At 61.0% G+C, this 21741-nt stretch carries 17 protein-coding genes; 10 read left to right on the top strand and 7 right to left on the bottom strand.

The features are described 5' to 3' along the window. Nucleotides 1-207 precede the first annotated feature (207 nt). Nucleotides 208-1533: a hypothetical protein gene (locus RXV86_RS12490; RefSeq protein WP_316300162.1), complete on the top strand. Its 1326-nt coding sequence runs from the start codon at nucleotides 208-210 to the stop codon at nucleotides 1531-1533. Nucleotides 1534-1699: 166 nt separating this feature from the next. Beyond that, nucleotides 1700-2719 (top strand): hypothetical protein, encoded by a 1020-nt coding sequence (locus RXV86_RS12485; RefSeq protein WP_316300160.1) that lies wholly within the window; start codon nucleotides 1700-1702, stop codon nucleotides 2717-2719. Between the two features lie 295 nt (nucleotides 2720-3014). On the opposite strand, the gene fdhF is transcribed toward RXV86_RS12485, so the two are convergent. The 3 genes from fdhF to RXV86_RS12470 form a co-directional block, all read right to left on the bottom strand. Further along, nucleotides 3015-5375, bottom strand: a complete 2361-nt coding sequence (gene fdhF, locus RXV86_RS12480; protein ID WP_316300158.1) for a formate dehydrogenase subunit alpha — start codon at nucleotides 5373-5375, stop codon at nucleotides 3015-3017. Then, nucleotides 5372-7243, bottom strand: coding sequence for an FAD-dependent oxidoreductase (locus RXV86_RS12475; RefSeq protein ID WP_316300156.1), 1872 nt, complete (start codon nucleotides 7241-7243; stop codon nucleotides 5372-5374). Before RXV86_RS12475 ends, fdhF begins: the two co-directional genes overlap by 4 nt. 97 nt (nucleotides 7244-7340) lie before the next feature. Beyond that, complete coding sequence (locus RXV86_RS12470) at nucleotides 7341-7583, bottom strand: hypothetical protein (protein ID WP_316300154.1); 243 nt, start codon at nucleotides 7581-7583, stop codon at nucleotides 7341-7343. Between the two features lie 186 nt (nucleotides 7584-7769). Between RXV86_RS12470 and RXV86_RS12465 the strand changes: the two genes are divergently transcribed. Beyond that, entirely contained in the window at nucleotides 7770-10814 is a 3045-nt protein-coding gene (locus RXV86_RS12465; protein WP_316300276.1) for an aminotransferase class III-fold pyridoxal phosphate-dependent enzyme, read from the top strand. Nucleotides 10815-10826: 12 nt separating this feature from the next. Here the strand turns inward: RXV86_RS12465 and RXV86_RS12460 are convergent, their stop codons facing one another. Genes RXV86_RS12460 through RXV86_RS12445 form a run of 4 tightly spaced genes read right to left on the bottom strand, consistent with a single transcriptional unit; the run spans nucleotide 10827 to nucleotide 15097 of the window. Further along, on the bottom strand, nucleotides 10827-12002 hold the full coding sequence (locus RXV86_RS12460) for an aminotransferase class V-fold PLP-dependent enzyme (protein WP_316300152.1): 1176 nt from the start codon (nucleotides 12000-12002) through the stop codon (nucleotides 10827-10829). Between the two features lie 10 nt (nucleotides 12003-12012). Beyond that, complete coding sequence (locus RXV86_RS12455) at nucleotides 12013-12990, bottom strand: quinone oxidoreductase (protein WP_316300150.1); 978 nt, start codon at nucleotides 12988-12990, stop codon at nucleotides 12013-12015. Nucleotides 12991-13025: 35 nt separating this feature from the next. Continuing rightward, nucleotides 13026-13598, bottom strand: a complete 573-nt coding sequence (locus RXV86_RS12450) for a UbiX family flavin prenyltransferase (protein WP_316300148.1) — start codon at nucleotides 13596-13598, stop codon at nucleotides 13026-13028. Then, the gene (locus RXV86_RS12445) at nucleotides 13595-15097 is read right to left on the bottom strand and encodes a UbiD family decarboxylase (protein ID WP_316300146.1); all 1503 of its coding nucleotides are present in this window, start codon (nucleotides 15095-15097) and stop codon (nucleotides 13595-13597) included. Before RXV86_RS12445 ends, RXV86_RS12450 begins: the two co-directional genes overlap by 4 nt. A 223-nt stretch (nucleotides 15098-15320) precedes the next feature. On the opposite strand from RXV86_RS12445, the gene RXV86_RS12440 reads away from it, so the two are divergent. The 7 genes from RXV86_RS12440 to RXV86_RS12410 all read left to right on the top strand — a co-directional run bounded on the left by RXV86_RS12440 (nucleotide 15321) and on the right by RXV86_RS12410 (nucleotide 21732). Next, nucleotides 15321-15779, top strand: a complete 459-nt coding sequence (locus RXV86_RS12440) for an SCP2 sterol-binding domain-containing protein (protein ID WP_316300144.1) — start codon at nucleotides 15321-15323, stop codon at nucleotides 15777-15779. Then, nucleotides 15779-16768, top strand: a complete 990-nt coding sequence (locus tag RXV86_RS12435; protein ID WP_316300274.1) for a peptidase U32 family protein — start codon at nucleotides 15779-15781, stop codon at nucleotides 16766-16768. Before RXV86_RS12440 ends, RXV86_RS12435 begins: the two co-directional genes overlap by 1 nt. A gap of 4 nt (nucleotides 16769-16772) precedes the next feature. Beyond that, nucleotides 16773-17678, top strand: coding sequence for a U32 family peptidase (locus tag RXV86_RS12430; RefSeq protein ID WP_316300142.1), 906 nt, complete (start codon nucleotides 16773-16775; stop codon nucleotides 17676-17678). 18 nt (nucleotides 17679-17696) lie between these two features. After that, entirely contained in the window at nucleotides 17697-18194 is a 498-nt protein-coding gene (locus tag RXV86_RS12425) for a DUF2478 domain-containing protein (RefSeq protein ID WP_316300140.1), read from the top strand. 558 nt (nucleotides 18195-18752) lie between these two features. Next, a complete protein-coding gene (acs, locus tag RXV86_RS12420; RefSeq protein WP_316300137.1) occupies nucleotides 18753-20717 on the top strand; it encodes an acetate--CoA ligase in 1965 nt (654 codons plus the stop codon). A 5-nt stretch (nucleotides 20718-20722) separates the two neighbouring features. Then, a complete protein-coding gene (locus RXV86_RS12415) occupies nucleotides 20723-21406 on the top strand; it encodes an adenylate kinase (RefSeq protein WP_316300135.1) in 684 nt (227 codons plus the stop codon). Between the two features lie 65 nt (nucleotides 21407-21471). Continuing rightward, nucleotides 21472-21732: a DUF4212 domain-containing protein gene (locus RXV86_RS12410; protein ID WP_316300132.1), complete on the top strand. Its 261-nt coding sequence runs from the start codon at nucleotides 21472-21474 to the stop codon at nucleotides 21730-21732. Nucleotides 21733-21741: the final 9 nt, after the last annotated feature.

Genomic DNA, 21741 nt, shown 5'->3' with positions numbered 1-21741 from the left:
ATTCACTGTGGGGGGCTGTCCCAAGCGACGCCTGATCCCAATCCGAAATCAACCTGAAATTTGTCCTCTCAGCGCCATTCACGTTTCGCCGTGATTTCGTATCGGGATCAGGAAACGGACCGCGATACGCGCAACGATCAGGGGGCCGATCGGGTTTCGACCCTCGGCAAAGGAGTGATTGAAAAAAACACAATTAGGAGAGAGAAAATGACCGATCTTGCTACAGCTAAGGCTGCCGTCTTGAAGCAATTCCAATCCAGCTTGCCCCCGGGCGTGCCGTCCCCCGAGCAATTCACAATCCCCGAGATGCTCACCCGTCCGATATTGTCTACGGGCGTTCTGGATCACGGCGCGCATGATGTCATTGCCGGCACATTCATCCCCGGTACCGGGGGCAAGTTGGACAGTTGGTCGACCGCCGACCAGTTCGGTGATGCCTACCTGCAGATGGTTCAGGACATGGCCTATGGCCTGTCGACCGCCGATCAAAACGAAATCACCAAGCTGAAAACCCAGAACCAGGTGGTTTTCAACAACCTGGTGACAACGTGGGAGCAGACCTTTGCCCCGATCACCGAGGCCGAAATGACCGCCGCCGGGGTCCATTCGAAGATCGACTATGTGACGGCACAGTTCACTGACGCCTTCAAGCAGTCGTTGAACTGGGCCAAGTTCGCCGCCGATTACAACCAGGCCAAGGCCGCCATCGACATCATGACGAACATCAACTCGGCCGCAGTTGCCTTTGGGCGTCAGATCACCGGCATCAAAGCCAACTATCAAACCCCCAGCCAGACCAACGGCGGCATCCAGGCGTTTGACCGCAACAACAACAAGGTCTGGTTCCCGGGTTACAATGTCGACCCGAACTTCCCGGCCAAGTTCCAGAACGGTCAGACCGTCAAGATCTCGGTTGAGCTGACCGATGTCGCCACCAGTTCGTCCAGCTTCTCGATCGACGGACAGGTCGGCGGGTCATTCCCGATCGACTTCCTGGACATCTCGGCGGCGACCAGCTCGCAATACAGCGAACAGCATTTCAAGAGCCTGATGTCGAAGGCCAAGATCGAGCTCGAGTTCGACAATGTCTGCTACCTGACGGCCTCGCCCTCGAACCTGACGGCGAACAACACCATCGGCTGGTACATGTCGCAGCTGCTCAAACAGGCCTATGGCCACGACAGCGACGATACCGGCCCGTTCTTTGCCCAGCAGTCCGCCGATCACAAGGCGGTGCTCAAGGCCGGTGGGTTGCAATCGCTGCGCGGGCTTCTGGTGTCGACCATGCCCAAGGGCAAGATGTTCTTTGCCGAGGATGACTATGCGTCGTTCCAGAAGTACTTCCACACCGAAACCCATGCGTCAGTCAGCCTGTTTGGCTTCATTCCGATCGGGTCGGTCAACACCTCCTACACCAAGTCTTCGTCCGGCTCGTCCGACAAGAGCTACGCGATGGAGGTCGACATCAACCCGGCAGGCGACGCCAACAACCTCGTCGTGCATGGCGCGGTGCTGGAAAATCCGCTCGACTGAACGGCAATTGCCAGATGGTACGCGAGAGGGCGGGCGTTCATAAGTCAAGTGGTGGTTCATTGTTCTGGAAGCGCCGAAAACTCCCTCCCGTGCCTATGGCCGGTCCCCACGCACGGGGGGCCGGCCGCCTTGGTTTCAATCAAAGCCACATTGGAGGGCTCGGCCCGTGGGAGACTATCTTGATGATCTCGTAGCGCAGGGCATGGTCGATTATCTGGGTCATGTGCTGGCGCTTGATGGGTTTCCAGCGCCGGAATTGGTGCGCATCCTGACCTATTTCCCGCTGAGCCCGGTGGAAAATGGTTGCATCAACTATCACGCCTGGCCGCTGATCGACGGCGAATTGTCGACGACATTGCCGGGCACGATTACGGCGACCAGTTTTTCACGGGCCTATGCAGGATTTCTAAGCAACAGTTTCTTGGAACCGGGCACCGGCAGCAGCTCCGAATTGCTGCGCTTGAGTCAGATCAAGAACACATCCCAGGTCAACACCCAGACCGCGACGCAGATCAACGGAGGCGGCTGTGTGCGCAGCTCGGGCAGCGCGGCGGCGCCGTGTGGCTATGTCCCGAACTACGACTTTCGCTGGGTCACGGAAATCTCGGATCAGCCCTTGCATTTCGATGTGGATGTCTGGCGCACCAATGACCAGTCCGCATGGCAGGCCTTTGACGGTCAGACCGGAGGCGAGCGCCTTCAGGCCACGCTGACCTATCGAGATTTCCGCCTTGTCTTTGTCACCCCGATGGGTCTGCAGGATGACAAGGGGTGGTATTCCGGCGAAATAACCGAAGGGATGCGTGATGGCGATCTCAACGGTATCCAGTTTGCACGGTTCTCGTCCTTCGGTGATGTGGCGGGATTTGTTCGGGCGCAGGTCTATGTCATCGTGGGTCGGATCCAGTTCACCAAGAAAATGGGCAGCCCGCTGGGCCTGTCGGACCTGGCGGCGCCGCGCCCGACGGAAAAAATGCTGATGTCGGTTGAGCCCAGCCCGCTGGCGGTGTTGCCGGGCCTGCATCTGAGCGATCACCTGCATGTCCCCTTTGCAATGGCAGTCCCCGGTGATCCGATGGAAAATCTTACCGGGCTGGACACCTCATGGGACACCGGCGATCTCTATGCCAGCCTTGGGGCAGGCTATGTGCTCGGCGCTATAAAAGAGGGTCCTCTGCTCACCTGATCTATGTTTGTGCGAAATGCTCATCGCCAGAGCTGGCAAACGCCCGTCCTTGACCAATCAGCCTTTGATTCTTCACTCGGCCGGCTTTCGGTACGGCCTGTCCATGTCTCTCTCCGGCCTTTTCGCTCCGGATTAGCATCCGCACCATGCTTCGAAGCCTGTTTCGCCGGGGCCTCGATCCCGTTCCAGTCGGACAGTGCAACCATGCCTGTCGGAGCCAACCAACGGCCACCGGCCTACAGCACGTGGCCAAAGGACAGGTAGGTGGCCGCGTTGTCCGGCCTGTCAGCCCGGCTCAGTTGACCCGATCAATCCGCGCCGCAGTCCGCTTAAACGCGGGCGTGTCGGACGCCTGATCCATCTTCGAGCCAGTCAAACGGTTCGCCGGGGCCTCGGCAAAGTGGAACGGATAGAAGATTGCCCCCTCCTGCGTGCGGTCGGTGACCACTACCTTGACCTCGACTGATCCGTGCTTGGTCGCAATCCGACCCATGCAGCCGCTTTCAAGGCCCAGACGCCGCGCATCTTCGGGATGCACCTCCACCTGACCTTCCGGATGCATGTGATCCAGCCCGCGCGACCGCCGCGACTGCGTGCCGGTGTGGTAATGCTCCAGCAGACGCCCGGTATTGAGGTTCAGCGGATACTGGTCATCGGTGATATCGTCGCTGGTCTCGTCCTGATGCACCACATTGAATACTGCCCGGCCCGAGGGTGTCGGGAAATCCACTTCGTAAAGATAGCGCGTGCCTGGATGATCGGTGTCAAAACACGGCCACTGCAGTCCGTTGCCTTCCAGCCTCTCGTGTCGGATGCCCGCATAGGACGGTACCAACGAGGCGATCTCTTCCATGATCTCGGCCGTGCTGTCATAGGACATTACATAACCCATCGCCGTCGCAACGTCACAGATGATCTGCCAATCTGGCCGCGCCTCGCCCGGCGGCTCCATCGCCTTGCGCAATAGCTGCACCCGACGCTCGGTATTGGTAAATGTCCCATCTTTCTCGGCAAAACTTGCCGCCGGGAAAACCACATCAGCCAATGCGGCGGTTTCCGACAGGAACAGGTCCTGCACCACCAGGAAATCGAGCTTGCGGAAGCCTTCTTCGACCTCGGCAATATCCGGGCTAGATCCCATCGGGTTCTCGCCCATGACGTACATCGCCTTGATGTCACCGCTCAGCGCACCAAGCTCCATCCGCACGACCGAGTGGAACTCGTCTTCTGGCATCGGCACGCCCCAGGCGGCCTCAAACTTGGCGCGGTGCTCCGGGTTCTTGATGTCGTGATAACCGGGCAGGTTGTTGTGCTGCCCTTGCATATCCGAGCAACCTTGCACGTTGGATTGACCACGCAGCGGAATGAACCCGGTACCGGGTTTCCCCAAATGCCCTGTCATTAGCGACAGGTTCGCCATGGCAAGCGCGCCGTCAACGCCGGTCAGGTGCTGGGTGATGCCCATGCCCCAAAGTGTCATGCCGCGATCTGCATTGGCATAGATCAGTGCAGCTTCCTGCAGCCGATCCGCCGGCACGCCCGACACCTCTTCGACATACGCAGGCGTATACTTGTCCAACGTCCTGACATAATCGTCCCAGCCTTCGGTTCGCGCGGCGATGAATTCAGGATTGGTCAGCCCTTCCCTGACAATGATGTGCGCCAGCCCGTTCAACACGGCGACGTTGGTACCGCCGCGCGCGCGCAGCCAGACATCGGCATGATCCACCATTTCGATCCGGCGCGGGTCGATCACCACGACCTTTGCCCCGTTCTCGTATTTCGCCTTCATCACCTGGCCGGAGATCACCGGGTGGGTGACGGTGGTGTTCGATCCACAGACGATGAACGCGCTTGCCAATCCAACATCCGGCGTCGAGGCCGAGGGCGCACTCGAGCCCACCGCCTTTTTGAACGCCACCGCCGAGGCCATGTGACAGAGCCGGGCGCAATGGTCGATATTGTTGGTGCCAAAGGCGCAGCGGATCATTTTCTGGAAAACGAAGTTCTCTTCATTCGTCGCCCGCGCCGAGGTGAGCCCGGCAAGCGATTGTGCCCCGTGTTCGGCCTTCACCTCATTCAGCCGCCGTGCGGTGAATTCGATCGCCTCAGCCCAACTCGCCGGTTCCAGTGGGCTGTCCTTGCCATTCCGGCGGATTAGCGGCGTGGTCAGCCGGTCCGCGTGATGCAGGTAGTCCATCCCGAACCGCCCCTTGACGCAGAGATTGCCGGTATTGGCCTCGGACACGAAGGACGGGTTCACCGCCACCATCTCGCCGTTCTCGGTCTCGATCTCGATTGCGCAACCCACCCCGCAATAACAGCAGGTCGTCGTCGTCTTTTCACGCAGGTTCTTGGGCAGTCGCCCCGTATCCGACAGGTCCTTCAGCGCGCCGGTCGGGCAGGCCCCGACACATTGCCCACAATTGTTGCACTGGGTGTCACGGAAATCATTGGTCCCACTCACCAACGCCGGGTATCCTGAGGCGTCCACGGTATAGACTGCCCGGTGCTGGACCTCGTCACAGATGCGGACGCATTGCAGGCACTTGATGCATTTCTCGAACTCAAGCTGAAAGAACGGCCATGAAACGAGCGGCGTGGCCACACCCGGGTCAACAGGGTCCCCGTCACGCAGATCGACTTGCTTGTTCATGTCCACGCCTCCTTGCCAAGATACTGTTTGGTCCCGGCCTCGAACTCGATCGACAGTCGCTGCAGGTTGCAGACTCCCGCGGCGTTGCACACACACATCAAACAGCGCTCCGCCTCGGCCAGCGCGTCCTTTTCGCTGAACCCGGTTTCGACCTCGTCAAAGGCCGGGTCATTGTCGACATCCGTGCCGCCCTGCGAGGTGGCAAAGGCCGCCAACCGTCCCTCGGGCTCCAGCACCGGCATGTCATGCAGACCTGCATCCGAGGCCGCCTTGGCTCCGATATCAAAGAACTTGGGCCTGTGGCGCTGGATCGTGGCGGCAATCGTCGAGTCATCCGCCCCGCTTAGGTAGGCGTCGATTGCAAAGGCCCCCATGCGGCCCGCTCCGACCCCTTCGACCACGGTGGCCGCGCCGGTCACGCAATCCCCGCCCGAGAACACGCCTTCAAGATTGGTTTTCATCGTCGCCTCGTCCACGTCGATCGTACCCCAGCGATCATGCAGACCCAAAGCGTCCTCGTTCAACCCGTCCGCATCCACGTCCTGCCCAATGGCCAGAAGGATCGTGTCTGCCGGGGTGAAATACTCGCACCCGGCAATCGGCACCGGACGCCTGCGCCCGCTATCATCCGGCTCGCCCAACTCCATCCGCTGCGAGGTCAACCCGGTCACCTTGCCATTCTCGGACTGCACCGCCACCGGCGCGGTCAGGAACTCGAGCTTGATCCCCTCAACATCGCAATCGTGGATTTCATGGTCGGCGGCCGTCATTTCATTGCGGGTCCGCCGATAATGCATCGCCACCTGCGTGGACCCGACACGCCGCGCCGTGCGCACCGCATCCGCTGCCGTGAAGCCGCCACCGATGACGATGACCTTGTCACCGAGATCAACACGCTTGCCCCGGTTCACATCCGCCAGGAAATCAATCGCAGGCATCACGCCTTGGGCTTCTTGTCCGGAAATCCCCGCCGATTTGCCGGATTGCGCGCCGATTGACAGGTACACCGCGTCAAACCCGTCACTGCGAAGGCTCTCGATCTGATAGTCTCGCCCCATCACTTGCCCGGTGCGCAGCTCAACCCCCAGCGACAGAATATCGTCGATCTCCTGATCCAGCACCGCATTGGGCAACCGATAGGGCGGAATGCCATAACGCAACATGCCCCCGGCCTGCTCTTGCGCCTCGAGCAGAACAACCTGATGCCCGGCCAGCGCCAGGTAATAGGCCGCCGACAAACCCGTCGGCCCGGCCCCGACCACGGCCACCCTCTTACCGGTGGCCGGTTTCGGCTCGGGCTGGGTCGGCAACCCGCTTTCAGCGGCCTTGTCGGCGGCAAAGCGTTTCAGCGAACAGATCGCCACCGCCTCGCCATCAATCTGTTTACGCCGACACGGATCTTCGCAGGGGCGCGGACAGACCCGCCCCAGTACACCCGGCAGGGGCAGCATTTCCTTGATCAGCGCGGTCGAGCCCGCATAGTCGCGTTTCAGGATCAGGTCGATATACCCGGCAATATCAATCCCTGCCGGACAGGCATCGGTGCAGGGCGGCTGGCAATAGGCATTGTGATCGGCCAGGTAGCGATTGAGGATTCCCTTGCGCTTGTCGGCAAGTGCCTCGGTCTGCGTGTGCACCACCATCCCCTTTGCTACCGGTGTATCACAGGCCGTCACCGTCCCTTCGCGCCCCTGGATCTCGACCGAACACATGCCGCACTCGCCAGTTGGCTTCATCCGCGGGTCATGACACAGGTTCGGAACCGAAATCCCCAAATTAGCGGCGGCATCGTAAATGGACTGCCCATGGATGGCCGTGACCTCTTTGCCGTCGATACTCAGTTTAACAGTGGGACTTTCCTGGTTCATCGCGTGGCCCTCAAATCAGACGTCTCGCAAAACAATTGCGCTACTGTGCAGCGTCCTGCGCTGCGCTTCTTGACCCTCGTCAAGTCAGCAACTGGCACTAACCCATCGGCACCGGGCGGTTCTTCGGATCATGCCCGTACCAATTCTTCTGATCATGCAGCTTTGCCAGCAGCTCGGTGATCTCGGAAATCCCGGATTTCGCCGCATCCATCGCATCCGTGTCGTGCTGTTTCTCGGATTGAAGAAACACCTCCGAGCGGTGATGCAATTCCTTGGACAGGCAGTTTTCGATCAGATCGATATCGTGCGGATTCAGTTTGAATTTCCGTTTGTACTTCATCTCAAACCCTCGTTCGTGTTCCATCCGGTCCAACAACCGGACGACCAGAAACCACACCCGCCACACCCGCAAGACGACGAACCCCGCCCCGGGCCACGCGAGAGCAGTATACCCGCCCGACTATGTCGCGGGATCGGTGCCGCGCCATGACCTGAGTCAATTCACATGCCCTTGCAGTGCCCGCGCATTTGCGAAACAACACCGCGGCAGGGTCATCAGGAGAGAGCCGCAATGGATCATTGGGCACAGATTCTAAAGGCGCATTGGGGCATCGGCGCGAACCTGCGCCGCCTCGATGGCGAATATGACCTCAACTTTCTGGCCGAAACCGGGGGCAGCGCGAGCTATGTCGTCAAGGCAATGCGCCCCGGTTGCGAAGACTGGCTGGTCGAAATGCAGATCGCGGCGATGGAGCATCTCCACCACGCCGACCCCGACCTGCCCAGTCCCCGCATCATACCGGCAAGCTTGGGCGCCAAGTTCCTGCACCTTGCCGATGAAGACGGCGCCGAACGCCTGGTCTGGATGATCGAACGCCTGCCTGGAAAATGCTATGCCCTCTCGGCCCCCAAATCCGATGCCCTAATTCACGAGTTGGGGAAGGTCCTGGGCCGCACCGACAAGGCATTACAGGGGTTCTCCCATCCCCAATTGGAACGTGATTTCAAATGGGACCTGATGCGCGCCGGTTGGATCGGGACCGAACTCGACTGCATCGACTCTCCTGACCGCCAGGCTCTGTTGCAAACGATCCACGCCGATTTCGAGGCGATCAAACCCGCCCTCGACACCCTGCCGAATCAGGCAATTCACAACGACGCCAATGACTACAACATCCTTGTCGCCGGCCCCCTCGGCTCGCCGGAAATCTCTGGCCTGATCGACTTTGGCGACATGTGCACCGCCCCGCGTATCTGCGACCTCTCCATCGCCGCTGCCTATGTCGTGCTGGACCATCCTAATCCCGAGTCCGCTCTTGCGGCCTTGGTCAGCGGTTATCACGCAACCTACCCCCTGACTGCACAAGAGATCGACCTGCTCTGGCCGCTCTTGCGAACGAGACTCGCGGTCAGCGTGGTGAACTCCACTTTGATGGCCGCCGACAACCCCGATGATCCCTACGTGACCATTTCGCAGGCCCCGGCCTGGCGGTTCCTCGAATCCTACGACCTGCACCCGGTTCTTCTCGCCGCCCGCCTGCGCGCCGCCTGCGACCTGCCCGCCGTTGAAGGGGCCGACCGGGTATTGGAATGGCTCGACTCCGAGCGCGGAAATTTCGCCGCCTTGATGGGCGAAGACCTGTCCGACGCGCCTATGGGCTCGCTGTCAGTCGAAAACTCCACCTGGCCGCAGAACCCGTTCGACATGCCCGTCGAAGAGGCAGCACATGTCGGCGAGGAATTCGAGGACAACGGCCAAACATGGCTCGGCTTCTACCACGAACCCCGTCTGATCTATACCGCGCCCGCCTTCCGCAAAGGCCCGTGGAAGGCCAGCGACCGGCGCACCGTGCACCTTGCCGTGGATGCCTTTGCCCCCGCTGGCCGCCCGCTCTTCGCCCCCCTGCGTGGAACCGTGGTTGTTGCCGAGTACCGCGAGGCCCATCTTGACTATGGCGGCGTCATCATTCTGCGCCACGAAACGCCCGAAGCCGATCCATTCTACACCCTTTACGGCCACCTCAACCCCGAGTTTCTCGACCGTCTCAACCCCGGAGATCTAGTCGAAAGAGGCGAAGAGTTCTGCCGTCTCGGTGATCCAACGATGAATGGCGGCTGGGCCCCGCATGTGCATTTCCAGCTGGCTCTCACCACAGAAGGGATCGAGGCCGACTGGCCCGGCGTCGGCGACCCGGACGAAATGTACCTCTGGCGTGCGATATGCCCGAACCCGGCGGCGCTTTTGAATCTGCCGGACGAAAAAACCCACTACGCCCCAACAGATAAATCCACGATCCTGGACAAACGCCGCGCCCATTTCGGCGGCAACCTGACGCTGACCTATGACGATCCCGTCATGCTGATGCGCGGTTGGAAACACCACCTGTTCGACGAATGGGGCCGACCATATCTGGACGCCTATAACAACGTTCCCCATGTCGGCCACGCCCATCCCCGGATACAGGCGGTTGCCGCGGATCAGCTCAAGCGGATGAACTCCAACACCCGCTACCTGCACCCGGCGCAAACCGCTTTCGCCGACAAGATCCTGTCGAAATTGCCCGACCAGTTCGAGGTCTGTTTCTTTGTAAATTCCGGGACCGAAGCCAACGAATTGGCCCTGCGCCTTGCCCGTGCCCATACGGGGGCGAAGGGTATCGTAACGCCCGATCACGGCTATCACGGCAACACCACCGGGGCGATAGCCATCTCGGCCTACAAATTCGCCAAGCCCGGCGGCATGGGTCAGACCGACTGGGTCGAACTGGTCGAAGTGGCCGATGACTATCGCGGCAGCTTCCGCAGGGACGTTCCCGACCGGGCACAGAAATTCGCCGATCTGGTCGACCCCGCGATCGCCGCACTAAAGGCCAAGGGCCACGGCCTTTCCGGGTTCATCGCCGAAACCTTCCCGTCGGTCGGTGGTCAGATCATTCCGCCCAAGGGTTACCTACCTGCTGTCTATGACAAGATCCGCACAGCCGGTGGAGTCTGCATCGCCGATGAGGTGCAAACCGGCCTCGGCCGATTGGGCGAGCATTACTTCGGCTTCGAACATCAGGGCGCTGTGCCCGACATCGTGGTCATGGGCAAACCCATCGGCAACGGCCATCCGCTGGGCGTGGTGGTTACAACCAAAGAAATCGCCGAAAGCTTCGACAATGGGATCGAGTTCTTCTCGACCTTCGGTGGCTCAACCCTCTCCTGTCGGATCGGGAAAGAGGTGCTCGACATCGTCGATGACGAAGGATTGCAGGAAAACGCCCAGCGCATGGGCACCCGCCTGATCGCCGGTCTGAAAACCTTGCAGGACACACACCCCTGCGTCGGCGACGTGCGTGGTATGGGCCTGTTCCTTGGTCTTGAACTGACCCGCCCGGACGGCTCGGAAGCCACGGAAATCTGCTCCTACGTCAAGAACCGCATGCGCGATCACCGCATCCTGATCGGCAGCGAAGGCCCCAAGGACAACATCCTGAAAATCCGCCCGCCGCTGACCATCGAGGCTGACGACGTGGACATGATCATAACCACGCTTGGCAGCATTTTGGACGAGGTCGCACTGACCTGACCCTGCAGCGGGTCAGCGCTGCACGAACTCGGCCAACCGCGCAACACAGCCTTCTATCTCGGCATCCGTATTGTAGTAATGCGGTGCCATCCGCAACAGGACTGGCAGGTCCCGCCGTTCCGCATCCAGACGCGTGCTGGACGGCAAGGACGTTCCGATAACAAATCCCGCGCGGCCAAGCTCCGAGACAACCGCACCCGGATCGCGCCCCTCGACCGAGAAACTGACAATCCCACAGGGGTTTGTTCCGAGGTCGCGAAGCTGCACCCCGTCCACCTTAACCAATTCCGTCCGACACATACCCGCCAAATGCCGGATACGCGCCTCGATCGCGTCGATCCCGAGCTTATTGGCATAATCCATTGCCGCCCCCAGCCCGGCACGCAGGGCATAGGCGTTTTCCCAGGTCTCGAACCGTCGCGCGTCGGGGCGCAACTCATAGCGATCAGCCTCCACCCAAGGCGCCCCGAAGAAATCGATCATCGCCGGTTCGAGACTCGCCAGCCATTTCTCGCGAACATACAAAAACCCGGTTCCCCGTGGCCCGCGTAGGAATTTACGCCCCGTCGCCGATAGGAAGTCACAGCCCAACTCATCCACGTCGACCCGCATCTGCCCAACCGCCTGACAGGCATCCAGCAGGTATGGCACACCATGCGCCCGCGCGATCCGTCCGACCTCGGCTGCCGGGTTCACCAACCCGCCGTTGGTTGGAACCCAGGTGATGGCGATCAGACCGACATCATCACCCATCGTCGCGGCCAAGGCATCGACATCCAGCGCCCCGGTCGCATCCGATGGCACCACCTCGATCTTCAACCCGTCACGCTTGGCCCGCTGCAGGAAGGCGACGTAGTTGGCGGCATACTCTGCCTCGCAGGTCAGGATACGGCTGCCGGGCTTCAGCGGCAGCGCATAAAACGCATGCATCCACGCCACCGTGGCATTCTCCAATAGGGCAATCTCGTGGGCAGACGCACCGATATGGCGGGCAACACTGTCATAGACCCCGTCCAGCATCTCGCTCTGCCGGGCGTGGGCCTCGTACCCGCCGATCTCGGCCTCAAGTCGCGTGTGATCGACAATCGCATCAACAACCACCTGCGGCATCAACGACGACCCCGCCGCCAACAGGTGCACCGAATGCGCTACCCCGGGCGTCTCGGCCCGAATCCGTTCAATATCCAATTCACTTACCTCAAGGTTTCAACACAACACCCGCTGTGGCCTTGCGGCTTTCCAACTGGTCATGTGCTGCATGCGCTTCGGCCAACGGCAACACCGTCGGCGCTTCTGTCCACAGAATCCCCTTGGCAAATCCCTGAAACACTGCCGCTGCCATCTCGCGGTTTTTCTCAGTCTCGCCGATATAGTGAAACAGGATCGGCCGCGTCACGGTCAGGGATTTCTCGGCCAGCGTGGACATCGCCACGGGCTCCACCGGTCCCGAGGATTGCCCAAAATTCACCAGATGACCGCAGGGAGCCAGCACTGTCAGCGACCCTGCGAAGGTATCAGCACCGATGGAATCATAAACCACGTCGACACCGCGACCCTCGGTCAACCGCGTCACCTCATCTTCAAACGCCACCTTGCGGTAAAGGATCGGATGGGCACAGCCAGAAGCTCGGGCAATCTCGGCCTTTTCCTCCGATCCAACAGTCCCATAAACCGTCACCCCCAGATGCGCCGCCTGCTGGCACAGCAAACGCCCGACGCCACCGGCCGCCGCGTGAACAAGGATGCTCATCCCCGGTTTCAACTGCACCACCTGCCGGGCCAGCATGTCCACCGTCAACGCCCGCAATAGCACCGCAGCCGCCAGATCGTCGTCAATCCCGTCCGGCAACGGCACTACCAGGTTAGCCGCCAACACCCGATGGCTGGCATAGGCACCATAGGGCGGTCCGGTTACATAGGCCACACGATCCCCTACATGGAAATCACTCACCCCGTCACCCACGGCCTCGACCACGCCCGCCGCTTCGCATCCCAAAATGCCCGGAGGGGTCAGCGTCTTGTAAAGCCCCGAACGCACATAGATGTCGTGGAAATTCACCCCGACCGACAACTGGCGCAATCGCAACTCGCCCGGCCCCGGCGCGGGGACCTCCACCTCCTGCAATTGCAGCACGCTTGAGTCGCCATATTCATTGATCACGATGGCCAGGGGCATGGGCGGTCCTTTCGGGATTAGCCTGTCAGAACCTCTTATATCCCGCTCTCCCATTGCGCGGCTAGTGGCTCGGCAAGCCTCAGCAAATCAACCGACCGCGCGGCAATTTGATCCACTACGTCCTGCAACCGCACAGGCCCAAGGTAAAACGCCGGCACCGGCGGCAGGATGATCGCGCCCATCTCCGTTACTGCCGTCATGTTGCGTAAATGGGCCAGCGTCAACGGCGCCTCACGTGCCACCAGAACCAGCCGCCGCCGCTCCTTCAACTGCACCCCGGCGGCCCGGGTCAACAGGTTGTCATCCAGCCCGCCCGCAATCGCCGCCAGCGAGCGCATCGAACAGGGGACCACGATCATGCCTGCAACAGGCACCGAGCCCGAGGCTATCGCAGCCCCCACATCCTCAATCCCGTGAACACGAGTAGCGTACCTCGCCAACGCCTCCCACGCTCCGTCCCCGCATTCCTCGGCCAATGTCCGTTTAGCGGCCCTACTGACAACCAGGTCGATCTCGGCCCCGATTCCAGCCAACTGCCGCGCCGCAGACAAGGCCAACGCCGCCCCCGACGCCCCCGCCACGCCCAGCACCACGCGCGGGGCGCTCATGATCCCAGCCCCAATTGGGCGACCAGATCGGCGGCAAAGGCCACATCCTCGGGCGATGTTTCCATCACCGTCCCCCACTCGCGCTTGGTCTCGGACCCAATCTTGGTGGTGGCATCAATCCCCATCTTCCCCGCCAACCCAGACTCGGGCGAGGCGAAATCCAGGTAATCCATCGGCGTATTCTCCAATGTCATCACATCGCGTCCCGGGTCCATCCGCGTCGCCATTGCCCAGGCGATGTCATCCCAGTTCCGCACATCGATATCACCGTCCACCACCACGATCATCTTGGTATAACTGAACTGTGGCAGCATCCCCCACAACCCCATCATCACGCGGCGCGCCTGCCCCGGGTAGCGCTTGTCGATGCTGATCACCGCCATGCGATAGGAACACGCAGCGGGCGGCAGCCAGACATCGCGGATTTCCGGGATTTGGTCGCGGATCGTCGGTAGGGCCAAACGGTTGAACACCTCGCCGATGATGGCCGGCTCATCCGGTGGCCGCCCGGTATAGGTCGAAAGATAAATCGGATCACGCCGCTGGGTAACCGCGGTGATCTCCATTACTGGAAACGGTTCAGCCCGGTTGTAATATCCGGTGTGATCGCCAAACGGCCCCTCGGGCGCGGTCTCATCTGGCGAGACCCAGCCTTCTAGCACGATCTCGGCCTCGGCGGGCACCATCAGCGGCACGGTCTTGGCCTTCACCATCCGTGGCCGCGCGCCATTCAGCGCCCCGGCAAAAGTCAGCTCCGATACTGTCTCCGGCAAGGGCAGCGCCGAAGACAACAACATCGCCGGATCGGCTCCAAGCACGATCGCGCAGGGGGTCCTCTCGCCCTTGGCCGTCCAGCTTCGATGATGCGCCGCCCCGCCACGATGCGGCAGCCAGCGCATGATCACCCGGCTCCTGTCCAAAACCTGCGCCCGGTAGACCCCGGCGTTATAAGCATTCACATCCCCCTGCTCACTTTCATGGCTTCGCGTCACCACCACGGGCCATGTGATCAGCGGCCCCGCATCACCGGGCCAATGCGTCTGCACCGGCAGGGCAGTCAGATCAACCGCATCACCCTCGAACACCTCTTGCTGCACGATAGCCTTTTTAACCACCTTTGGCCGGGTCGCCAGCGCCGCCTTCAACATTGGCCATCTGGACAACGCATCGCGCATTCCTTCAGGCGGCGTGGGAGATTTTAGTGCCGCCAGAAACCGACCCAGCTCGTCCAACCCCTCAAGCGTCACGCCCAGCCCCGCTGCCACCCTTTCGGTCGTGCCAAACAGGTTAACCACCACCAGCAGCGCCGACTTGTCGCCCCCCTCCAACACCGGCTGATCGAACCGCAGCACCGGGCCACCGCCTTCCAGAACCTGCCGATGCACCGCCGTCATCTGGTGACACACCGAAACCGGCTCCTTAACGGCACGCATCTGATCAGTGTCGGCACACCAGTCGACAAAGGACCGCAGGCTGGGAAAGGACGGCAGGTTTCTCACGGGAAGTCTCGCGGGCTTGAAGCTCCCGAACTGCCTAGCAGCAAAAACCCCGTTCGAATTGATGATTATCAATTTCACTCCGGAAAATCTGCCCTACCAAGACCGGGCAAGCTTGCGACCCAAAGGGAAAGGACACCCCTTGACCCAAGACCCCCCGCCGATCCCGCGCTTTCCGCGGCTTCTAACTCCGCCCTTGCGTGCATTGCCGTTGGCACCCCTGTCCATGGCGCTCACCGCTTATGCGCGGCAGGTTGCCAAAACCCACCCGTCGCTGTTCCGCCGCCTCGGCGAACATGCGCATACCCATTTCGTTCTCGATCCTACCGACCTGCCCTTTGTCATCTGTCTTGCCCCGAATGGCGGCACCCCGCAGGTGCGCGTCACGCGGGGCCTTGGCGACGGAACCGCCCGCATCGCAGGGCCGCTGGCCGCGCTTTTGGGTCTTGTCCACGGGGCCTTCGACGGCGATGCGCTGTTCTTTTCGCGCGATCTGGTGATCGAGGGCGACACCGCCGCCGCGCTGGCGCTGCGCAACGCGGTGGATGATGCAGAATTGGACCTGAGCCAGGAAATCTCCGGGCTTACCGGGCCGCTTGCCGGAGTGGTGCAGAAGGCCTTTGCCCTGGCGGAACGCCAAACCGGCGTTTGCCTGACCCGACCGGAAGAGGCCGAACTATGGTAATGGAAATCGTCTGCCCCGCAGGCACACCCGCCTCGCTGCGCGCCGCCGTCAAGGCCGGCGCACATACGATCTATTGCGGCTTTGCCGATGAAACCAACGCCCGCAACTTCCCGGGCCTGAATTTCGACCGCGACGAGATGCGCGAAGGTGTGACCTTTGCCCACGCCCATGGCGCCAAGGTTCTCGTCGCGATCAACACCTTCCCCCGCGCCGGGTCCGAACCGCTGTGGCATCGCGCCGTCGCCGATGCGGAATCCTGTGGCGCCGACGCGGTAATCCTCGCCGATGCCGGGCTTCTCGCCTACGCCGCGCAAAACCACCCGGACCTGCGCCGTCACCTCTCGGTTCAGGCGGCGGCGGCCAATGCCGACATGATCAACTTTTATGCCGCTGAATTCGGGATCAAACGCGTGGTCCTGCCCCGTGTCCTCTCGGTGCCGGAAATCGCCGCAATCAACGCCGAAACCGAGGTCGAAACCGAGGTCTTCGTTTTCGGTGGACTCTGCGTCATGGCCGAGGGGCGCTGTTCGCTCTCCTCTTTCGCCACGGGTCTATCGCCCAACATGAACGGTGTCTGCTCCCCTGCCAGCCATGTGGAATACCGCGACAAAGACGGTGTTCTCGATGCCGAACTTGGCGGCTACACCATCCACCGCGTGGGCCGCGATGAACCCGCCCCTTATCCGACGCTGTGCAAGGGCTGCTTCTCGGCCAGCGATGGCAGCGATGGTAAGACGGGTCATCTGTTCGAAGACCCTGTCAGCCTCAATGCCGAACACCTGATGCCGCAGCTACAAAAGGCTGGTGTCACCGCGCTCAAGATCGAAGGCCGTCAACGTTCTCGTTCCTACGTGGCACAAGTGGTGCGCAACTTCCGCGCCGCCGTCGATGCGCTCGACGCTGGCCGTCCCTTGCCCGAAGGCATGCTGGCCCGCCTGTCGGAAGGTCAGGCCATGACCACCGGCGCTTACAAGAAAACCTGGAGGTAAGCCCATGGAGCTGACTGTTGGTGCCAACCAATTCTTTTGGCCAGCAGACCGCTGGGCCGAATTCTACGACGACGTGGCCAAAGCCCCGGTTGAGCGGGCTACCTTGGGCGAGTTGGTTTGCTCCAAACGCTTGCCCTTCTACCAGGATCATATTCCCGCGGCCCTTGAAACCCTTTTGGCGGCGGGCAAACAGGTTGCCCTGACCTCGCTGGCCCTGATCACCCTGAAACGAGAACGCAAACTTATGGCCGAACTGGCCGAGATGGGCGTCGAGGTCGAAGTGAACGACCTCACCGCGCTGGCCTACCTGCCCAATGGCACGGCCTTCTCGGTCGGGCCTCTGGTCAATGTCTACAACGAAGGCACACTCACGTGGTTGGCCGGTCTTGGCGCCACCCGTGTCTGCCTGCCACCGGAATTACCGTTGGCCTCGGTCGAAATCCTCACCCGCACGGGTGCCGATCTTGGCATCGCCATCGAGGTCTGGGGCCATGGCCGCCTGCCGCTGGCAATCTCGGGTCGTTGCTATCACGCCCGCCTGCACCAAAGGACCAAGGACAATTGCCAGTTCGCCTGCGAGGATGATCCCGATGGCCTCGACGTGCGCACGCTCGAAGACCAACCGTTCCTTGCCATGAATGGCGTGCAAACCCTGTCCGACACCCACGCTTGCACCGCCTACCAGGTCGACCTGCTAAAAGAGGTCGGGGTCACCGCCCTGCGCCTGTCCCCGCAATCAAAAGGCTTTGACGAGATCTGCCGCCTCTATCGCGGTCTTCTCGATGGCGAACATGGCGCCGATCATGTCGCCGCGTCTATCCGCCGGATTGACGATGACATCCGTCTGTCCGATGGTTTCCTGACCGGGGAACGCGGCGTGGACTGGTCCGGCGCTCCCGCCTCGCAGTAACCCAAGGGGGAACGGCCCATGAAAATCGCAAGTGTCAACTCAGCCGAGCGCGGCGAAACCGACCGGCTTCTGACCACCGTTGCGCAGCAACTGGGTGATCGGGGCCATGCACTGGCCGGGATCGTCAAGGTGCTGGAGCATGAAAGCACCTTTGATAACGGCTGCGACATGAAGGTCCGCGTCCTGCCTGCCGGCCCCGACATCCAGATCACCCAGAACCTGGGCGTGGGCTCGGACGCGTGTCGCCTTGACCCCAGCGCCATCGCAGACGCAGTGGCGCAAGTAGAAAGTGGTGCGCTCGAGGGCGCTGAGCTATTCATCCTCAACAAGTTCGGCCCAGAAGAGGCCTCGGGCCGCGGTTTCTGCGCAGTGATCGGCGCGGCCATCGAACAGGGCATCCCGGTGCTTGTCGGTGTCGGTGCGGGTGGGAAGGCCGCGTTTGACGATTTCACTGGCGGTTTGGCCCAATCGGTAAACCCGGACGAGAGTGCGATCCTCGATTGGTTCAAGGACTGACATCGCAGACCAACCGCGAGATTTCCAGACCGCGGAATGGTGACCCAGCACCGGTTTGATCCGCATTATCCCAAAGATTTCCTTACGTACCCAGGGCGCAGTACCTGTAAGAGCCGACGCTGGAGCCAATACCGCAACCGCCCTTCTCATGGCGATCAATTGGATCGGGTTGTCGTTCCTGCAGGGGAATCGGTCAACGCGCTTGACGGCATTCGATGCATGCAAATGTATACTGAAGCAATTTGCCGCACCCTGCTCAAGTGCCCTGGCGCATATTTTCGACGCAGATTTTCTGCCTGACGTGCACGGAAACTCCAAAAATCCACCAATCTCAAAGTTCCTTCTTTTCAAGGGCATCTCACACAATATGTAAATTTTATTACATATCTGATCGAATTACCGAAAACGATTTTACAAAATTCCTTTTGAAATCCACTAACTTATCAATTTTTTTTCAAAAATCCCTATGATCCCGGAAAGTTTGTGACACTGCTTAATTCGCGCTTTGGACGGCGCCCTGACGCTGGGTCACTTTGGGCTGTAGGTAGGAGGACCCCAATGTCGAACGAAACCGTAAACAATCAATCATACCCCCCGGCACCCGCGTTCACTGCGAACGCGCATGTCGACGCTGCAAAATACGAAGAGATGTATGCCGCCTCGGTCAACGACCCAGAAAGCTTCTGGGGTGAACATGGCAAGCGGATCGACTGGATCAAGCCTTTCACCAAGGTCAAGAATACCAGCTATGAGCCCGGCAATGTCGACATCAAGTGGTTTGAAGACGGTACCCTGAACGTCGCCGCCAACTGTGTCGACCGTCACCTTGAAACCCGTGGCGATCAGACCGCGATCATCTTCGAGCCCGACGATCCCACCGAACCGGCCCAGCACATCACCTACAAGGATCTGCACCTCTCGGTCAGCCGCATGGCCAACGTCCTGAAGTCGATGGGCGTGACCAAGGGCGACCGGGTCATCATCTATCTGCCTATGATCCCCGAAGCCGCCTACGCCATGCTGGCCTGTGCCCGTATCGGCGCAATCCATTCGATCGTTTTCGCCGGCTTCTCACCCGACGCTCTGGGCGCGCGGGTCAACGGTTGCGACGCCAAGGTCGTCATCACCGCCGACACCGCGCCGCGCGGTGGCCGCAAAACCAAGCTCAAGGACAACGTCAACCAGGCCCTGCTGCATGACGTCGACGAGGTCAAATGCCTCGTGGTGCGGCGCACCGGTGATCAGGTTGCATGGCGCGATGGTCTCGACTTCTGGCTGCATGAAGAGCTGGAAAAAGTCGGCGACGATTGCCCGCCGGAAGAGATGGGGGCCGAAGACCCGCTCTTCATCCTCTACACCTCGGGTTCGACCGGTCAGCCCAAGGGCGTCGTTCATTGCTCGGGCGGCTACCTCGTCTGGGCCTCGATGACCCAGGAAATCACCTTCGACTACCACGATGGCGATATCTACTGGTGCACCGCCGACGTGGGCTGGGTCACCGGCCACAGCTACATCGTCTATGGCCCGCTGGCCAATGGCGCCACCACATTGATGTTCGAAGGCGTACCGACCTACCCGGATGCCAGCCGTTTCTGGCAGGTTTGCGAAAAGCACAAGGTCAACCAGTTCTACACCGCCCCCACCGCACTGCGCGCGCTGATGGGTCAGGGCGACGAGTTCGTCAACAGCTGCGATCTAAGCAGCCTCAAGGTGCTGGGCACTGTGGGCGAACCGATCAACCCCGAAGCCTGGAACTGGTATTTCAACGTGATCGGCAAAGGCAACTGCCCCATCGTTGATACCTGGTGGCAAACCGAAACCGGCGGTCACATGATGACTCCGCTGCCCGGTGCCCACGCGGCCAAACCCGGCGCGGCGATGAAACCCTTCTTCGGGGTTCAGCCGGTGGTTCTGGAACCCACGTCAGGCGAAGAGATCCACACCTACCCGGTCGAAGGCGTGCTGTGCATGAAAGACAGCTGGCCTGGCCAGATGCGCACCGTCTGGGGCGATCACGAGCGCTTCGAGAAAACCTATTTCTCGGACTACAAGGGCTACTACTTTGCCGGGGACGGCTGCCGTCGCGACGAAGAAGGCGATTACTGGATCACCGGCCGCGTCGATGACGTGATCAACGTCTCGGGCCACCGCATGGGCACCGCCGAAGTCGAAAGCGCGCTGGTCGCACATGCCTCGGTTGCCGAGGCCGCTGTTGTTGGCTACCCGCACGACATCAAGGGTCAGGGCATCTATTGCTATGTCACCCTGATGAACGGCGTCGAGCCTTCGGAAGAGCTGCGCAAGGAGTTGCGCACCTGGGTCCGTCAGGAAATCGGTCCGATTGCTTCGCCTGATCTGGTTCAGTGGGCCCCCGGCCTGCCGAAAACCCGTTCGGGCAAGATCATGCGCCGCATCCTGCGCAAGATCGCCGAGGACGACTTCGGCGCGCTTGGTGACACCTCGACCCTCGCCGACCCGTCGGTCGTGGACGAACTGATCGATAACCGCATGAACAAGGGCTAAGCGTTATGGACGGAACAACCACAACCGCCGCCCCCGTTCTGATCCTTCTCGGCCCTCCCGGCGCCGGGAAGGGCACGCAGGCCCGCATGCTGGAAGACAAGTTTGGTCTGGTGCAGTTGTCGACCGGTGATCTTCTGCGCGCCGCCGTGGCCGCGGGTACCGATGCCGGCAAGGCCGCCAAGGCCGTGATGGAAGCCGGTGATCTGGTCTCGGATGAGATCGTCATCGCCATCCTGCGCGACCGCCTGCAAGAGGACGATTGCGCCAAGGGCGTGATCCTCGACGGCTTTCCGCGCACCACGGTCCAGGCCGAGGCGCTTGATACGCTGCTCGCCGACATGGGCCAGAAGATCAACGCCGCGATCAGCCTTGAAGTGCAGGACAGCGAAATGGTCACCCGCATCTCGGGCCGCTTTACGTGCGGGTCGTGTGGCGAGGGTTATCACGACACGTTCAAACCGACGGCCAAGGACGGCACCTGTGACAAATGCGGCGGTACGGAGATGAAACGCCGTGCCGACGACAACGCCGAAACCGTGGCCCAGCGGCTCGAAGCCTATCACGCGCAAACCGCGCCGCTGATCACTTATTACGACGAAAAGGGCGCCCTCAAGCGCCTTGATGCGATGGGCGACATAGCCGCCATCGCAAACGGACTGAACACAATCGTGCAAGCAGCGATTGCGTAACAGGGAAGTGGTGGCGTGGATGAGCCGCGCCACCTTGGAGGAAACTGGGAATAGGGGGAGGACACATGTCCGATAACTCATCCAACAACGCATATTGGTCAGCCAACGTGCGTATCATTCTGATCAGCCTCGTGATTTGGGCGCTGGTCTCTTTCGGGTTCGGCATCCTGCTGCGCCCGATGCTGTCCGGCATCGCCGTCGGCGGCACCGATCTGGGCTTCTGGTTTGCCCAACAGGGTTCGATCCTTGTCTTCCTGGCGCTGATTTTCTTCTACGCCATCCGGATGAACAAGCTCGACCGTGAACACGGCGTAGACGAAGAATAAGGATCTGGG

The organism is Aliisedimentitalea sp. MJ-SS2 (assembly GCF_032586155.1).
Taxonomy (GTDB): domain Bacteria; phylum Pseudomonadota; class Alphaproteobacteria; order Rhodobacterales; family Rhodobacteraceae; genus JAWHTC01.
Note: the sequence above shows the minus strand (reverse complement) of the source record. Positions and strands in the feature narration are given on the sequence as shown.

Bases quoted from the DNA above. Each gene is read 5' to 3' on its own strand.
- RXV86_RS12455 (WP_316300150.1), bottom strand. From the start codon at position 12,990: ATGCCCCTGGCCATCGTGATCAATGAATATGGCGACTCAAGCGTGCTG.
- RXV86_RS12415 (WP_316300135.1), top strand. From the start codon at position 20,723: ATGGACGGAACAACCACAACCGCCGCCCCCGTTCTGATCCTTCTCGGC.
- RXV86_RS12435 (WP_316300274.1), top strand. From the start codon at position 15,779: ATGGAAATCGTCTGCCCCGCAGGCACACCCGCCTCGCTGCGCGCCGCC.
- RXV86_RS12490 (WP_316300162.1), top strand. From the start codon at position 208: ATGACCGATCTTGCTACAGCTAAGGCTGCCGTCTTGAAGCAATTCCAA.
- RXV86_RS12450 (WP_316300148.1), bottom strand. From the start codon at position 13,598: ATGAGCGCCCCGCGCGTGGTGCTGGGCGTGGCGGGGGCGTCGGGGGCG.
- RXV86_RS12440 (WP_316300144.1), top strand. From the start codon at position 15,321: ATGGCGCTCACCGCTTATGCGCGGCAGGTTGCCAAAACCCACCCGTCG.
- RXV86_RS12430 (WP_316300142.1), top strand. From the start codon at position 16,773: ATGGAGCTGACTGTTGGTGCCAACCAATTCTTTTGGCCAGCAGACCGC.
- fdhF (WP_316300158.1), bottom strand. From the start codon at position 5,375: ATGAACAAGCAAGTCGATCTGCGTGACGGGGACCCTGTTGACCCGGGT.
- RXV86_RS12470 (WP_316300154.1), bottom strand. From the start codon at position 7,583: ATGAAGTACAAACGGAAATTCAAACTGAATCCGCACGATATCGATCTG.
- acs (WP_316300137.1), top strand. From the start codon at position 18,753: ATGTCGAACGAAACCGTAAACAATCAATCATACCCCCCGGCACCCGCG.
- RXV86_RS12475 (WP_316300156.1), bottom strand. From the start codon at position 7,243: ATGAACCAGGAAAGTCCCACTGTTAAACTGAGTATCGACGGCAAAGAG.
- RXV86_RS12410 (WP_316300132.1), top strand. From the start codon at position 21,472: ATGTCCGATAACTCATCCAACAACGCATATTGGTCAGCCAACGTGCGT.
- RXV86_RS12425 (WP_316300140.1), top strand. From the start codon at position 17,697: ATGAAAATCGCAAGTGTCAACTCAGCCGAGCGCGGCGAAACCGACCGG.